The organism is Melittangium boletus DSM 14713, from assembly GCF_002305855.1.
GTDB classification, from domain to species: domain Bacteria; phylum Myxococcota; class Myxococcia; order Myxococcales; family Myxococcaceae; genus Cystobacter; species Cystobacter boletus.
In genome coordinates this window covers 5,804,952-5,820,651 of the sequence record NZ_CP022163.1, presented here as the reverse complement: position 1 = coordinate 5,820,651, position 15,700 = coordinate 5,804,952, and the positions used below count along the sequence as shown (strand labels likewise).

Sequence of the window (15,700 nt, the reverse complement as noted above, 5' to 3'; positions counted from 1 at the left end):
CGGCGTCCCACCCCTCGACGCCCCGGCCCCTGGAAGCTCAGGCGCCGGGGCGTCGTCGTTGGAGCAGCGGCACGAGCACGCCAAGCAACAGCCACGGGGCGGACGCGGCGAATCCCGAGGAGCAGCCACACCCGGAAGCGGACTCCGCGGCGCTCACCGTCACGGTGAAGGCGCAGGAGGCCGTGTTGCCCGAGGCATCGCGGGCCGTGACCTCGATCGGGTGCGCGCCCGGAGAGAAGGCCGCTCCGGACGGCGTGGAGTAGTCGAGGGTGACCTCGGACACGGTGTCCGTCGCCTGCGCGGGCGAGTAGGTGATGACCGCGCCGGTGGCGCTCGTGGCGGAGACCGTCACGTCCGCGGGACAGGTGACGGTGGGGGGCCGGGTGTCACGGACCGAGAGCGTGAACGAGCAGGTCCGGGTGTTGCCCGCGGCGTCCGTGGCGGTGGCCGTCACCGCGTGGGTGCCCACGGAGAAGGACGCGCCGGACGCGTGGCTGTAGCTCACCGTGGGCGCGGCCGGTCCGTCGTCGCTCGCCTGGGCGGCGCCATACACCACCGAGGCGCCAGCACGGCCCGTGGCCTCCACCGTCACGCCCTCGGGACAGGTGATGAGCGGCGGCGTGCAATCGCCGAAGTAGGCGGGCGCCAGGGCATGCGGCTCGCGGCCCCAGCCCGCCGCCTCGGCGGAGAAGTAGAGCGTGTCCTGGGTGTACGTGAGCCGGTCCGGGTTGAGCGCCAGGACGGACGCCACCCCCCGGGTGCCCGCCTCCGTTCCATCGCTCTCCCACAACCGCGCGCCGCCTCCGTCATCCGCGACGAAGTAGAGCCGCGCGCCCGCGGCCGTCAACGCGCGCGGCGCGGAGCCCTCGCCTCCCGAGCGCACGTCGCGCAGGCGCACCGTGCCCGCCTCCGTCCCATCGCTCGTCCACGGCTCACGTCCGCCGACGCCATCATCCGCGGTGAAGTAGAGCCTCCCGCCCATCGCCGTGAACGCACTCGGATCCGAGCCCTCGCGCCCCGCGCGGACGTCCTTCAAGCGCCGGGTGCCCGCCGCCGTGCCATCGCTCACCCAGGGCTCGGCGCCCTCCCCCCCAACGCTCAGGCCGAAGAAGAGCCGGTCGCCCACCGCCGTGAGCCCGTCCGGGAAGGAGTCCGCCCGCGTGCCCATGGCATCCGTGACGGGCACCGTGCCCTCACGCGTCCCATCGCTCTTCCACACCTCCAGCGAGCGCGTCCCATCCGTCGCGGTGAAGAAGAGGGTGTCGCCCACCCGCGTCAGCTGCTCGGGGTTGGAGCTGCCCGCTCCCGGAAGCACGTCCCTGACGAGCCGCGTGCCCCCTTCCGTCCCGTCGCTCACCCACAGCTCGAAGCCCTCGGCCTCCGTATAGGCGCTGAAGTACAGGGAGGAGCCCACGACGCGCAGGGAGCCGGTGGAGATGGAGCTCCCCCCACCCGTGTTGATGTCCTTGACGAGCCGGGTACCGTCGAACGTCCCGTCGCTCACCCACAGCTCCTTGCCCAGCACGTGATCCGAGGCGGAGAAGTAGAGGCGCTCGCCCATCACCACCAGGTCGTCGACGTTGCCGCCCTCCACGCCCGAGCCCAGCTCGCGGACGACCTGGGTGCCCGCCTCCGTCCCGTCGCTGTGCCAGAGCTGGTTGCCGTGCTCGCCATCGGTCGCGATGAAGAAGACCTCGCCCTGGAACGCGATCAGCCCGCGCGCCTTCGACGAGCCCTCCCCCGGGGAGATGTCCCTGACGAGCGTCGTGCCTTCCGCGGTGCCATCGCTCTTCCAGAGCTCCACTCCGTGCTCGCCATCGTCCGCGGAGAAGAAGACCGTCCCACCGACGCGCAGGAAGTGGGCGGGGGAGGAGCCAGCCGCCCCCGGGGCCACGTCCTCGAGGGCCACCGGGGGCCGGGTGCACCCCGGCACGGTCGTGGCTTGCGCCCAGGCGGACGAGGCGCCCGCGCCCACCAGGGCGAGCGCCAGGGGCCCGCCCCACTTCAGCGTCCGAAGAACCATCCGCGTATGTCCTTTCCAGAAAAAGCGCAGGGGGCGCGAGCCCCGGGAGTCGTCCCGGAGCGCGCGCCCCCTGTATGAAACCCCGCTCCGTCCCGGTTTGCATCACCGGGCGGGCGGGCGGCCCTGGCTACAGCTTGCGCAGGTCGTAGTACTCGGCCGACGCCTGGTCATGGTTGCTGGCGCCACCGGCCGCGAGCACCGTGCCGTTGTTGAGCAGCGTCGCCGTGTGGCGGTAGCGGTCCACGTTCATGTCCACCGTGGCCGTCCACTTGCCCGTCGCCGGGTTGTAGCGCTCGGAGGCCACCTGGATTCCGGTGAGCTGGTGGTAACCACCGGCCACCAGCACCTCGCCGTTCTCCAGCAGCGTCGCCGTGTGCCAGCGCCGCGGCGACTTCATCGCGTCCGTCGCCGTCCACGTGCCCGTCGCCGGGTTGTACAGCTCCGCCGACGCGCTCTTGGCCACGTCGATTCCCGCTCCACCGGCCACCAGCACCTGCCCGTTGGGCAGCAGCGTCGCCGTGTGCCACGCGCGGCCCGTGCCCAGCTCGCCCGCGCTCGTCCACTTGCCCGTCGCCGGGTCATACAGCTCCGCCGACGTCAGCAGGTTCGGGTTCTCCGCGTTCGCCTCCGCCACGTTGCTGCCACCCGTCACCAGCACCTTGCCGTTGGGCAGCAGCGTCATGGTGTGGTAGCCGCGCGCCCGCGCCAGGCTGCCCGTGTAGCTCCACGTCCCCGTCGCCGGGTCATACAGCTCCGCCGTCGCCAGCGCCGTGCCGTAGAACTCGCTGGTGAAGCCACCCGCCACCAGCACCTTGCCGTTGGGCAGCAGCACCGCGTTGTGGTCGAAGCGCTGGGTGTTGAGCAGACCCGCCGGCTTCCACTTGCCCTGCGCCGGCACGTACAGCTCCGCCGTCGCGCTGGTAATCGGGCACGCGCCGCCGCCGGCAATCAGCACCCGGCCGTCCTGCAGCTTGGTGGCCGTGTGGCCGCGGTGGGCGCCCAGGGTGTTGCCCGTGGCCGTCCACGTCTTGGTGTCCTGGTCATACAGCTCGGAGCTGGTGTTGAAGCCACCGGCCACCAGCACGCGGCCGTCGTCCAGCTTGGTGGCGGTGTGCTGCAGGCGGGGCAGCGCCATGCTGCCCGTCAGAATCCAGCCGCCCTTGGGCTCGTCCTTGCCGCACACGTCGCTCGGCAGCACCGCCACCTTGCGCACGGCACTGACGGTGTTGCCGTTGAAGTCGCGGGCCGTATAGGTGAGGGTGTAGACGCCCGGCACCTTGTTGTTCACCGAGCCGGAGACGGCAATGTAGTCGCCGGGCACCCTACCCGCGCTGCACGAGTCCCACGCCCACGCGCCCTGCTCCACGTAAGCCGAGCCACACGCCAGGGACACCTCCGCGCCTCCATTGATGTGCAGCTCTGGCGGCGTGGTGTCCACCACCTTCACCGTCGTGGTGCAGCGACCGGTGTTGGTGCCGTCCGAGGCCTCGAAGGGGAAGGTGCGGCTGTTGTTCACCGGGATGTACTCGGCCGTGGTGTAGCGCGTGAAGGACACCACCTGGCAGTTGTCGCGGTTGGTGGCGACGCCCGGCGAGTACCAGTAACCCGCGTTGACGCACTCGAACGTCTTGTCCGGCGCGCAGACGACGGTGGGCGGCGTGACGTCCGCCGTCTTCACGGTGGCGGTGCAGCTGGCGCTCAGGCCCGCGGTGTCCGTGCAGGTGAGCGTCACGGAGGTGCTGCCCGCGCCGGAGAAGTTCACCGGCGTCTGCACGCACTCCTTGAGGTTGTTGTCCGGGTCGTACGAGCCGTCGTTCACCGAGCCCGTCGCGCCGCAGGTGGCGCTCAGCGTCAGGTCGAGGTCCTTGCACTTCGCCACCGGGGGACGGTTGGTGGGGCCCGTGATGCGGCAGGACGCGGAGCAGGTGCCCGTGCCATTGGCGGCGCCCGTGTCGCACTCCTCTCCCGGGTTCAGCTTGCCGTCACCGCACCAGTTCAGGCGGCACACCGACGAGCACTTCGTGCCCGGCACGCCGTTCTCGATGCCCTCATCACACTCCTCGGGGGCCTGAATCACGCCGTCGCCACAGCGCAGCGGAATGGCGCCACGCGCCAGCACGTACGGCACGCCGTGCGAGCCGTCCGCGAAGTCCTTGCTGCCCGGCAGCCGCGAGCCATACGCCGGGTCGCGCGCGATGACGAGCGGGGTGAAGTTGGCCTCGGGGTAGGAGTCGAACGCCTCGTGCACCGAGCAGTTCCAGTTGGACAGCACGCCGCTGGTCAGCCCGTTGAGCGCCGAGTGCGTGGCCACGATGTGCGCGTCGTTGTAGCAACCCACGCCCGTCACCGTGAAGGAGCCGAAGGGGTTGAGCACCGGCACCTTCGTCTTGGGCGCCGTCTCGTGGTAGTAGCAGCTCAGGTTGACGTACATGCCCGTCTTGCCCTCCTGCGCCGCGGCGAACTGCACCGAGTTGAGGGTGACCTGGTCCTCGTCGTGGTAGACGGGGTCGGTGCCCACGATGATGACGTTGCCGTCCACCACCGGGCCCCACTTGCCGCTGCTCTGCTCGGCGGCGCTCAGCAGGCCACGCGCGGTGCTGCAGGTGCGGTCGCCCAGGATGAGGGCGCGGTAGTTGGCGAAGTCCGCGGACGTCTTGGCGGCCCACTGGGCGTCGGTGACGAGTTCCACCCCGTAGCCAAGGTTGCGCGCCATGCGGGCCTCGACGCTGTCGGTGCCACCCGTCACGGTGCCCGCCAGGATGAGGACCTTGTTGGCGCTGGCCAGGCCCTGCGGCCGCGTGCCCGTGCTCTGGGGGGACAGCGCCGGCGTGGACGACAGCTCCTCACCGTCGGCGTCCGTGGGGAGTGCTTCGCCGCAGGCCGCGAGCATCAACACGCTCAAGGCCATCCACATCCTGTTGCGGATGCCACTACGACACTTCATCTGGGTATCAGAACGCATCCGTACCCTCCCTCTGGATTGCACGCATCGCGACACTCCGGGGGGGAGAGCCATCGTTGGCGTGACAGTGAACCCTGGAACGTCATTGCTACCCGGCCGGCCCCGGAGACATCGACGGGTGAACGGGTGGTGTATTTTTACACCAATGACGACTTAAAAATAAAACCGTTCTTTCAAGCCGCACCTGGAAACCAGGACGACTATCGAATGGGCGACGCACTTTCTGGCCCCATCGGCGAGCCGACGCTCAGGGTTGTGTGTGTATTTCAGCCAGGAAACCAGACAGGGTGTGCTCATAGGCCACACTGCCCATCCGGGCGGGGATGTTGTCGTGGTCGGCGCCCTCCACCAGGACGAGCCGTTTGGGCTCATGCGCCACGGCATACAACCGCGCGGAGAACTCAGGGCGCACGAAGTCATCCGCGGTGCCGTGGAGCAGCAGCAGCGGCACGCCCTCGAGCGCGCGCAGACGGCCCTCGGTGTCCCAGGCCCCCTCGGAGACGAAGCTCGCGGGGAGATCCATGTGGCTGGAATCACTCACCATTCCCTGGACGGAGCTGAACGGTGATTCGAGCACGAGGCCCGCGGGGGGATGGTGCGCCGCGAGCTGGGTGGCCACCGCCGTGCCAAAGGAACGGCCGTAATAAAGGAGGCGCTCTGGCGGGAGCCCCGAGCGCGAGGACAGCCACGTGAGCGCCGCCCGGCTGTCGGCGAGCAATCCCTCCTCGGTGGGGGGCACATCCGTGGACATGCCCCATCCCCGGTAGTCGAACACCAGCACGTCGTAGCCCAGATTGGCCAGACGCTTGGGCCGGTCCACGTGGACATCGAGGTTGCAACAGATGCCGTGGAAATAGAGCACGTAGGCACGAGGAGGTTGCTGAGGGGATTTCACATACACGGCCCCCAACCGCACCTGACCGTCCACGTCGAGCACCACCGGCTCCAGGCTCTCGGGGGGCACGGACTCCTCGGGGGAGCCGCCCTCGGCGGAGTACGAGTAGTGGTCCACCTTCACGCGCGCGTAGAGGAAGGGATCCAAGGCGTAGCACGCCCCCAGCCCCACCGCCGCGAGCAGCACGCCGCACCCCAGGATTCGACGGCTCACGGTTCCCCTCCGAAGTGGTAGCGCACACCCAGCCCCACCCCCAGCGCGCCCCGCGCCCCCGCCGCCACCCAATCCACCGCGTGGAAGCGCGTGTCGGAGTGCGGCTCGTACCAGCGGGCCTCCAGGCACAACCCCCAGGAGGCCAGACGCACCTCCTCGCCCACCGCCAGGGACCACAGGGGGCGGCCTCCGGCGAACTGCACCAGGCCCGAGGCCGAGGCATAGGAGAGGAAGCGCTCTCCGAGCAGATAGCTGACGGTGGGCGACACCTCGAGGTAGGCGCGGGGGGCTGTGGCGCGGCCGGGGAGCACCTGGGCGAAGCCATAGAGGCGTCCACCCAGGGACAGGGCGGGCACCGCGCCCGACTGCTCCAGCGCGAGCCATGAGCCGCCCACGTCCAGCCCCGCCACGCCGAAGGCGAGCGGCGTGAGGTGCGCATGGGCCGCCACGTCGGCGCGCTCGGCCACGCCGTAGCGCACGCCCACGGTGCTCAGGGGCACGGGCAGCAATCCCCCCAGCTTCACGAGCGGTCCGCTCACCGCGGCCTCCGCTCCCCAGGTGCCCCGAGGCACCGGACGCACCTGGGTGGTCAGTCCACAACCCAGGGCCAGCGCCGCCGGCCCCAGCACGATCCATCGGGACAACCGCCGCATGTCACTCCTTCGGCGCCTCGAAGAGGATCCACTCGTAAATGTCGTTGAGTTGGTCCGGAGGCAGCGGGGCATTGCCGTCGAGCGGATTGAGGGGCATGCGCGCCCCGGTGAAGAAGCCGTCGCCCGAGAGCTTGCGCCACAGGTAACTATCGAGCGGCTTTCCCTTCTGAACGAGGTTCAGCGACGGGTTCTGCGCGGAGGGCTTGAGCAGACGCTCATAGACGTCATCGGAGGAGCCGAGCAGGTTCAACCCGCCCTGGGGGTTGTCCCCGCCGTGGCAGCCGCCGCAGTTGGACTGGAGCACGGGCAACACGCGCCCCTTCCACGAGGCCCCCGCGCCCGCCAGGCTCAACGCCTTGGGATCCTTCGAGTACGAGCAGTGCTCGTAGTTGATGGCCGACTCCAGGCTCCATTGCTGGGAGGCCGGGTCCAGGCCCTCGATGAAGCACATGAGCGCGAGCATGTCCTGCACGCTCGGGGGCTGGTTGGCCAGGGGCATGCGCGTGCCGGGAATGGACTCGCCCTCCATCGTCCCGCGCAGCCGCGCCACCAGGTAGCTCTCCTCGGGCTTGCCCGGGTTGAGCAGCGGCACGGGGGAGGCGGTGCGCGCGCCGTAGATGGTGTTGCGATTCTGGTCGCCCTGCACGATGCCGCTGGCCACCAGGCCTTCCACCGTGTCGCGCTGGCCCTCGCTCACCTCCGCGAAGAGGTGACGCCGGTCCCCGAGCACCCACCAGTTCGTCTTGTAGCTGGCGAAGGGCAGCGATTGCACCTCGCCCGCCTCGATGAAGTTGCGGATGAAGGTGCCCGTCACCCACACGCGCTCGTCCGTCCCCGGCACGGGGTCATGCAGGTGCAGGTGCAGGCCCACCGTGGACGCATCCGGCCGGGTGCCCTTGGGATCCAGCTTGGGCGTCTCGCCGGGGAACAGCTCGAACCAGCCGATCTCGATCTCCCGGAAGTCCTTCTCGACGAAGCGGAAGCGGTCTCCCAGGCGCTCGCACCGGTCGTACACACCCGTGTGGTTGCCGGACTGCACGTTGCACGGCGCGCCGATGGAGGACAGGAAGGTGCCCGCCGTGTGCAGGTCCGGGTACTCCTTCTGGTTGTGGCACACGCCATTGGAGCCGCTGCACGTGCGCAGCACCAGCTTGCGGTGCAGATCCAACCCCGTGGCGTACGTCTGCTGGGCCGCCAGCACGTCCGGATCCGAGTCCGTGTACGCGGGTACCTGATTCACCCCGCCGGGAGTGGGGCGCTCCGGCTCGAAGGGGATGGTGCCCGGCTCCTCCGGAATCCCGGAGGAGGAGCCACAGGCCAGGGACAGACAGCCGAGAGCGGCGAGGAGGAGCGAGCGCTTCATGCGAAGAAGTCCTGGAGGGGGGCGTCCGCGGGGAAGACGCCTTCGTGATCCGCGCCGAGCAGATCCATCATCGTCTTGAGCACCGAGCGGTAGGAGTACACCTTGCCGGTGGCCTTGAGGTCCGAGCGGTTCACCGAGCCGAGGCTCTTGCCGCCCTTGCCCGCCTGGGTGATGACGCCGCCCATGAAGGGCATGGACATCCACCGGGTGGCCAGGTCACTGCCATGATCGCTGCCGTTGGCGGAGTTGTAGCGGCTGCCGCCCGTGGTGCGGCCGAACTCGCTGCCCAGCACCACCAGCGTCTTGTCCCAGTACGTGCCGCCCTCCGGGTGCTCCATGCGCTGGAGCGCCGTGCGCAAGCCGCTCACCAGCCGGTTGGCCCCATCCAACTCCTCGGGCAACTCCGCGTCCTCGCGCGAGTGGTAGTCGTAGCCGCCCTGATTGAGGAACACCGCGGGGCAGCCGAAGTGGAAGAGGCGCAGCGCGAGCGCCGCCCGCTGCCCCGTGGTGTCCGTACCGAGCAACGTGCGCAACTGGCGGTTGCTGATGCCGTCCACCATGTCGTCCGAGTCCGCGCTCACCCGGAGGATGGGGTCGCGGAAGATCTTCCCGTAGTCGCTCGAGGCCTTGCGCGTCTGCTGGTACGTGTCCGCGCCCGAGCGCAGGGGCAGGTGCAGCCGCGCGCGGAAGCGCTCATCCACGCCCTGGGCGACCCGGGCCGCCCACGGCTTGAGGCTCGAGTCCGGATCCGCGCCGAAGCGCTCGAAGCCACTGCCCTCCAGCACGGGCGGCCGGTAGGTGGCGTAGGTGCCCGCGCCGGTGGCCATGCCCGCCTCGCCCAGGCTGAACGCGGGCAGCAGGGTGATGCCCTTGGCCGCCGCCTCCGCCACGCGCGCGCGCACCCCGTAGTTCACGAGCGTCATGAAGCCCGTGGCGCCGCCCACGTACCCCGTCAGGAAGCGCTCCAGGCCCGTGCCGTGGCCCCCGTCCGCCCGCGCCGAGAAGGGCTCATGGTCCACGCACGGCAGCACGCACATCTCGTTGGAGAACGAGGCCACCGACTTCATGCCCAGGTCGCGCCGGGCCTTGTTCGCCTCCCCCTCCAGCCAGCCCGCGCGCTCGAGCAACTTGCTCACCCCCCACTCGGTCCCCGGAGCGCGCTTGTCCGAGGCCCCGAAGGGGTTGAACTCGTCGGCCACGTCGCCGTTGTAGGCGGTGGTGAAGCGGAAGCCGCCCGAGAGGCGGATGTAGATGAGGTGGCGCACACTGCCCCGGCCCGGCGTCTGGGCGAGGGCCGTGCGCGGCAACCACAGGTGGGGGAAGGCCAGCGCGGTGGCCCCCACGCCCAGGCCCTTGAGCAACTGTCGGCGGCCCGGAGACGAAGGCTTCGAATCATCGGCGTCGGACATGGTGGGGCTCCAGGTCAGTAGAAGAGGCGCTCGGCGCTCGACAGGAGCGCGAAGCAGTAGGGACGGGCGAATTCCTCGGCCGAGCACAGCTCGCGTGAGCACTCGGTGGCGGCCTCGCGTGCCTCGGTCAGCTCCGTGGCGTCCGGCGAACGGCCGAGCAGCGTCCGGTACTGGTGGGTGGCGATCTGCGCGCCCACGTCCGCGTTCACGGCGGTCCGGGGCGTCATGCCCTCGGGCAGCAGCCGCTCCACGGCGGCACCGGGCACCTTGGGGTCCAACGTGGGGTTGCACAGCTCCTGCACGTAGGCGAGCTGGGTGGCCGTGGTGAGGATGCTCACCACGCGGAAGCGCCCGCCCACCACGTTCTCCGGGCAGCCGCCCAGGGTGCGCGCCAGCTGCGAGTAGCGCTGGTCCACCTCGCCCTCGTCGTCCATCTTCCAGCGAGACTCCTGCAGCACCCGGTAGCCCGCGACGCTTCCCGCGTCGAGCAGGGCCTTGGGCCGGCTGATGCGATGGTCACACGCGGGCAGCTCGTAGCCCGTGCTCCGGGCCAGGGAATCCATCCACACCTCGGCGTCCACCTGCTTGAGCGGCCCGTAGCTCCAGCGATAGGTGGAGGTCGCGGCGCCCTCGGCCGACTGGAGGTAGGCCACGGAGGTGGCCACCGCGAAGTGCACCGAGCGGAGGTCACCGTTGTTCGCGAGCAGCCAGCGCACCAGCTCGCCTCGCACCTCGGGCACCCGCGCGGACAGCTCATAGCCCAGGTACTGGTCGAGCACGTCATCCACCGCGCGCTCCCAGAAGGCCAGGTCCCTCGCGAGGATGCGGCCGGGGATCTGCAAGCGCGCCCACTCCTCGGGGGTGAGCAGGCCGCTCCACAGCGTCAGCGCGTTGTTGAGGCTCGGATCCCTCGCGGAGCGCAGGTCCGGGGTGAAGACGAGCTCGTTGTAGCCCCAGAGCACGCTGGCGCACTCGCCGCGCGACACCTCGTCCACGTTCCCCTCCTTGTCCAGGCAGCGGAAGCGCACGAAGGCATCCGGCAGGCGCATGCCCAGCTGGGGATGGTCGTAGTAGCCCGAGTGCCACAGCTTGTAGAGCCGCGCCATGTCCGCGCGCTCGTGCTCGAAGGGCGGGCGGCCCAGGAACTGGAGGAAGAGCGCCTCGGCCTTGTCCCCCGGGTCCGCGTAGCGGCGGGTGAACACCGGGTGCGCGCTCACCACCGCCGCGAACAAGTCGTACGGCACGAGCCCCCGGTGCAGCTTGGCCACCAGCCGATCCATGTCGTAGATGGCCTGGAGGCTCGTCACCTCGTTGCTATAGAGGAAGCGGTCGGCGGCGCGGCGCTGCTGCACGTGGATGAACTCGTCGCTCGCCATCAGCCGCTTCACCGTGTCGCCCCACCCGCCCTGACACGCGGCCTCGGCCTCATCCGCGTCCGGCATGCGCCCGAGCATGTCCACGAAGAGCCGGCGGCAGGCCTCGGCGGCCTGGATGGGACGGGCGCGCAGGCCCACGCCCCAGAGGCTGCGGCACAGGCCCCGGTTGATGGGGTTGCGCAGTGCCGCGCCCTCGCAGAACGCCACGCAGCCCGCGTCACAGTCCGGCGGACGCGACTCGTTGGGAGGAGGCACGTCGCGCGGCTCGGGCAGGACATCGTCGCCTCCCTCGAATTCTCCCGAGGTGAGGGGCGCGCCATTGCCCACCATGCCCCCCGGACCGGAGGCGAGCTGCTCCGGCTCGAAGGTGTACGTGGGCTGACACGCGGCCAGCAGCGCCAGGACGGGCAGCAAGAGCGGACGAAACACGGTCATGCACGGCTCCCAATGGCCAGGGTGGAGGTGATTCAGAAGCGTGATTCAGAAGCCGAACTCGGCCCCGAGCGAGAGCCCCAGGCGCAGCGCCAGGGTGCTCCAGTTCTTGGAGTATTGGAGCCCGGAGATCTCCTGGCTCGTCGCGAAGAGGTACTGCTGCCCCACGTGGGCGAGCACATCCGCACGCAGCCAGATGCGCTCGGACATGCGCCGGCGCGCGCCCGCGGACGGACCCGCCAGCCAACCCACGCGCGGCACGCTCCACACATTCACGCCTTGCTCCTGCAACCGGTCGATCTCCTCGGCGAACTCCCGGCCCGGCACCAGCAGGGACATGCCCACACGCGCCGCGAGCACCAGCTCCATCTTGTCCGTCAGCGGCAGGCCATACTCGCCGGACACGAAGAGCTCGTTGAGCACGCCGAAGCCGTACGTGCGGTCGCCGCCCGCGCCGTAGTTGCCGAAGATGCGGACCCCCGCGCCCGCGCGCAGCCGCTCGCTCACCGTGGACACCGGCACCGTCAGCCAGAGCGTGGCGGACAGGAAGCCATCGCTCGAGTAGTCGAAGGACTCGTCCCGGCGAGAGGCGTTGATGCCCTGCTCGCCGTTGAGCCGCGCGCTCTCCACGAAGAGATCCGGCCCCAGACCCAGGCGCATCCGGCCCGGGGTCGTGGGCGCGGAAGGCGCATCGGCGGCGGCCCGGGGCGCGGCGGCCCGAGGCGTGGCGGCGGGCCGGACGGCGGCGACGGGCTTGGGCTCCACGACGGGCTTGGGCTCCGGGGCGGGCTTCTCGGCGGCTACCTCGGGCGCCGGCGTCGGCGCCGCCGCGGGCACGGCGGCCGGGGCCGGCGCGGGGGCCTCGGCCGGAGCCTTGGAGGCGCCACGCGACGTCTTGGCGCCCTTGCTGGATTTGGAGGACCGGGCCGGGGCGGCCTGGGCCGCCGGAACGGCGAGCACCAACAACGCGAGCAGGAGGCCCCGTCCCAGAGGGAATCGTGGCAGGTGGCGCGGGAGAAGGATCGTCACGAAAGACTCGGTGTCGGTGCGGGCCAGGAACGAAGAATCAGACGCCGCGGCGGCGCAGCCGGATCAAGCCCGCGACGCTCAGCGCGAACAGGAGCATCGGCGCTCCGCCGGTGGAAGAGCAACCACCTCCTTCATCATCTCCTCCCACTCCGGGGTCCGTTACCCCACCCGGACCAGCGTCCGTCTCGCCCCCCGTGCCCGCGTCCACCTGGGTACCGGCGTCGGTGCCGTTCCCCGTGCCCGCGTCCGTCTCTGGCTCCGTGCCCGCGTCCGTCTCCGGCTCCGTGCCCGCGTCCGAGCCCGTCTGGGCGAGCACCGTCACCGCCAGCGTCGCGGCCGCCACGCCGTCCCCATTCCTGCCACTGTCGCCGTTGGCCGAATTGCCCGCGCCGTAGAGGGTGAAGCTTCCCTCCGTGGTGGGCGCCGTCAGGGAGAAGTCGAAGCGCAGCTCGGGGACCGCGCCCGCGGTGTCGAAAACCTTGGCGGCGGTCTGGGTCAACTCGACCCCTGACTTCTTGAGAGCGTCACCCACGGGATTGAGGATGTCGAGCAGGGCGGACGCGTCACCCGCTGCCAGGTTGGTGCCACCGATGATTCCCGGACCCCCGCGGATGATGAATGCATACTGATTGACCGAGCCCGCCGTCACCGTCGTGGGGCCGGAGAACTCCACGGTAGGCTTGGTGGCGCCTTCCGCATGGCACCTGGTGCAGGTCGTCCCCGCCTGACCCGAGACCCCCGTGATGCCCCCCGAACGGGCCAGGGCGGAGGTGGACAAAAGACTCACGGACAGCACACCCACGACGACAGAAGAACGCAAACGCATACATACTCCCCAGTAGAAAGTCGGCTCTTTAACGTATTTCTTGTCTTTATCCCATAGGGTTCCGACACATCGCGGCATCGGGTTGCGTGAGACAACCTTATGAGTTCCAATGAGTGAAGCGAGCATGGAAAGGTGCACCTGATGCGCGGACGGCTCATCGCGGTGGCGATCCTCGGGGCCCTGGCGCTCGCGCTCCTGGGGGTCTGGCGTCTGGTGGAGCCCGGCACGGGAGAGGACGCCCTCCGCGTCCAACGTGGAGAACCCGTGCCCGGAGCCTCGGAGCCTCCGCTCCCCGGCTCGCGAGAGCGCACCGGGCCGACCCCCGCATCGGCTCCGGAGCGGGCACTCTCCGAGGCGGACGGAATCCTGGAGGTGCGGCTGCTCGCGGGTGAGCGGCCGGTACCGGGCGCCCAGGCGCGGCTGTACTGGCGGGGCGCGAGGGACCCGAACCTCGGGGAGTTCTCCTGGCGGCGGATGGGGGAGGGCCGCACGGATGGGCAGGGACGTGTCCAGCTCGCGGCCGGGCCCGGCAACTACCTGGTGTCGGTGCGCGCGGACGGCCATGCGCCCCTGCTGCGCCACGTGGTGCGGCCCCTGGGCGAGGCGCGCACGCGCATCGAGCTGCGCCTGGAGCCGGGCCTGACGCTCGAGGGCCGCACGGTGGTGCACGGGACGAAGGAGCCCCTGCCCCTGGTGCAGCTCGTCCTCACGCCGCGAGCGCCGGAGCTGGCGGCATGGCTCACACCCGACGCGCCCGACGAGGAGTGCGTCCATGCCTCGAGCGACACCCGAGGAAACTTCCGCGTGGACGGGCTCGCCCCGGGCACCTACCAGCTGGAGGCGCGCACCCCTGGCTACGCGCGGACGGTGCTGCACCGGGTGAAGGTGCCCAGCACGGAGCCCCTGGAGGTGGCGCTGCGCCTGGCGGGCGTCATCGAGGGCTTCGTCGTGGACGCGCGAGGCGCTCCGGCCACGGGCGCCGAGGTGCTGGTGAGTGGAAAGACGGCGCAGCAACTCACCACGGGCGAGGGCGGCGGCTTCTCCGGAGAGGTGGAAGCGGGCACCTACACCGTGACGGCGCGGCGGGGCGAGGAGGCGGCGGCGCTGCGAGAGCCCCTCGTCGTGAGCGCGGGCAGGACGGTGCGCGGGGTGCGGCTCCAGCTCGGACCCGGAGCGGTCCTCGAGGGGCGCGTGTGGGCGCGGGCCACGGGAGCACCCGTGGCGGACGCCCACGTGGACATCAGCCCGCTCGGCGGCAATGGAGACCTGGGCCGCGCGTCGACGGACGGCGAGGGACGCTTCTCCGTGAGCGGACTCGCGCCGGGGGCCTATGACGTGGTGGTGGGCGCGCCGGGCTTCTCATCCGTGCTCCGGCGCGGGGTGACGGTGGACGCGACGGAGCGCTTTCCGCTCGACGTCGTGCTCGCGAGCACCGGCCGGGTGGAGGGCTGGGTCCGGGACACGGAAGGCAGGCCGGTGGTGAGCGCCCGGGTGCTCACCGCCCCGAGCACCGACGTGCTGGAAACGTCTCCCGTCGAGGCACGGACCGACGCCGAGGGTCACTACCAACTCGAGGGCCTGAAGCCAGGCTATCAGCGGCTCATCGCCCGCCGGGAGGGAGCGACCCAGGGCATCATCCGCCCAGCGGAGGTGAGCGAGTCCGGCACGGCGCGGGTGGACTTCACCCTGGAGGAAACGGGCATCGTGGAGGGCGTGGTCCGGGGCCGCCTCCCCGAGGCGCCCTTGGAAGCGACGGCCCATCGCACCGAGGGGGGCGGCCCGGGCTGGGGGGAGCGGTCGGGCGCGCCGGTGGACCCGGGGGGCACCTTCCGGATGGAGCTCCCTCCGGGGACCTACGTGATGGGGCTCTGGGCCTTCCGACCCGCGGCGCGGATCGAGCGGGTCCAGGTGCGGGCGGGCGAGACGACCCGGGTCGAGTTGACCTGGGACGAGGAGCCCCACACGGGCTCCGTCGGAGGCGTCGTCCTCGAACCGGATGGTCAGCCCTCTCCGGGAGCCATCGCCCTGTTGTACGCCGAGGGCCAGGAGTCCTCCCTGCTGGGGGTGAGCCTCGCGGACGAAGAGGGCCACTTCCACATCGACCTCCCCGTCGGAAGCCAAGACACGGAACGACTCCGGGTCCATGCCTTCAATGGAGGGCGCCGGGGCCGGGTATCGGGCGTGAGGCCAGGCACCGAGGGAGTGGGCGTGAAGCTGGAACCCGGGGCCACGCTCCGGGGCCGGGTGGTGCGCCAGGGAAGGCCCGTCCAGGGCTTCACCCTCACCTTCGATGCGGATCGCCATGAACCGCTCGCCCAGCCCCCGGGCCCCTGGGAATTCCCCGGCGAGCGCTTCGAGATGCGAGACGTCCCCGCCGGCCCGGCCACACTGGTGGTGCGCACGGTGGATGGCGCGCGAGGGGTCGCACAGGTCGCCCCGCGCGCTGGGACAACCACCGAGGTGGACATCTCAGTTGACAATGAGGTCCCTTAATTACCCACAAGTGGGTATGTTAGGCG

Annotated in this window: 10 protein-coding genes; 1 reads left to right on the top strand and 9 read right to left on the bottom strand. The window is 70.7% G+C overall.

Annotation, left to right across the window (positions count from 1 at the left end; translation table 11 throughout):
* Positions 1–37: 37 nt before the first annotated feature.
* The 9 genes from MEBOL_RS24425 to MEBOL_RS24390 form a co-directional block, all read right to left on the bottom strand.
* Entirely contained in the window at positions 38–2,023 is a 1,986-nt protein-coding gene (locus MEBOL_RS24425; RefSeq protein WP_095979712.1) for an ELWxxDGT repeat protein, read from the bottom strand.
* 127 nt (positions 2,024–2,150) lie between these two features.
* Positions 2,151–4,985: a Kelch repeat-containing protein gene (locus tag MEBOL_RS24420; protein ID WP_245918808.1), complete on the bottom strand. Its 2,835-nt coding sequence runs from the start codon at positions 4,983–4,985 to the stop codon at positions 2,151–2,153.
* 247 nt (positions 4,986–5,232) lie between these two features.
* A complete protein-coding gene (locus MEBOL_RS41370) occupies positions 5,233–6,093 on the bottom strand; it encodes an alpha/beta hydrolase (protein WP_157775438.1) in 861 nt (286 codons plus the stop codon).
* Entirely contained in the window at positions 6,090–6,746 is a 657-nt protein-coding gene (locus MEBOL_RS41365; RefSeq protein ID WP_157775436.1) for a hypothetical protein, read from the bottom strand. Before MEBOL_RS41365 ends, MEBOL_RS41370 begins: the two co-directional genes overlap by 4 nt.
* 1 nt (position 6,747) lies before the next feature.
* Positions 6,748–8,109, bottom strand: a complete 1,362-nt coding sequence (locus tag MEBOL_RS24410) for a hypothetical protein (RefSeq protein WP_095979709.1) — start codon at positions 8,107–8,109, stop codon at positions 6,748–6,750.
* Positions 8,106–9,518, bottom strand: coding sequence for a DUF1501 domain-containing protein (locus MEBOL_RS24405; RefSeq protein ID WP_095979708.1), 1,413 nt, complete (start codon positions 9,516–9,518; stop codon positions 8,106–8,108). Before MEBOL_RS24405 ends, MEBOL_RS24410 begins: the two co-directional genes overlap by 4 nt.
* Before the next feature lie 14 nt (positions 9,519–9,532).
* Entirely contained in the window at positions 9,533–11,329 is a 1,797-nt protein-coding gene (locus tag MEBOL_RS24400) for a hypothetical protein (protein ID WP_179956289.1), read from the bottom strand.
* Between the two features lie 45 nt (positions 11,330–11,374).
* Entirely contained in the window at positions 11,375–12,355 is a 981-nt protein-coding gene (locus MEBOL_RS24395) for a hypothetical protein (protein ID WP_095979707.1), read from the bottom strand.
* A 37-nt stretch (positions 12,356–12,392) separates the two neighbouring features.
* Entirely contained in the window at positions 12,393–13,181 is a 789-nt protein-coding gene (locus MEBOL_RS24390; RefSeq protein WP_245918807.1) for an MXAN_6652 family MXYO-CTERM-anchored protein, read from the bottom strand.
* 141 nt (positions 13,182–13,322) lie between these two features.
* Here MEBOL_RS24390 and MEBOL_RS24385 point away from each other — a divergent pair, with 141 nt between their 5' ends.
* Entirely contained in the window at positions 13,323–15,674 is a 2,352-nt protein-coding gene (locus tag MEBOL_RS24385; RefSeq protein WP_095979706.1) for a carboxypeptidase-like regulatory domain-containing protein, read from the top strand.
* Positions 15,675–15,700 lie beyond the last annotated feature (26 nt).

What these genes read in the sequence shown, in the direction of transcription:
- MEBOL_RS41365 (WP_157775436.1), bottom strand. Translation starts at nt 6,746, where the DNA reads ATGCGGCGGTTGTCCCGATGGATCGTGCTGGGGCCGGCGGCGCTGGCC.
- MEBOL_RS24400 (WP_179956289.1), bottom strand. Translation starts at nt 11,329, where the DNA reads ATGACCGTGTTTCGTCCGCTCTTGCTGCCCGTCCTGGCGCTGCTGGCC.
- MEBOL_RS24405 (WP_095979708.1), bottom strand. Translation starts at nt 9,518, where the DNA reads ATGTCCGACGCCGATGATTCGAAGCCTTCGTCTCCGGGCCGCCGACAG.
- MEBOL_RS24425 (WP_095979712.1), bottom strand. Translation starts at nt 2,023, where the DNA reads ATGGTTCTTCGGACGCTGAAGTGGGGCGGGCCCCTGGCGCTCGCCCTG.
- MEBOL_RS24420 (WP_245918808.1), bottom strand. Translation starts at nt 4,985, where the DNA reads ATGCGTTCTGATACCCAGATGAAGTGTCGTAGTGGCATCCGCAACAGG.
- MEBOL_RS24390 (WP_245918807.1), bottom strand. Translation starts at nt 13,181, where the DNA reads ATGCGTTTGCGTTCTTCTGTCGTCGTGGGTGTGCTGTCCGTGAGTCTT.
- MEBOL_RS24385 (WP_095979706.1), top strand. Translation starts at nt 13,323, where the DNA reads ATGCGCGGACGGCTCATCGCGGTGGCGATCCTCGGGGCCCTGGCGCTC.
- MEBOL_RS24410 (WP_095979709.1), bottom strand. Translation starts at nt 8,109, where the DNA reads ATGAAGCGCTCGCTCCTCCTCGCCGCTCTCGGCTGTCTGTCCCTGGCC.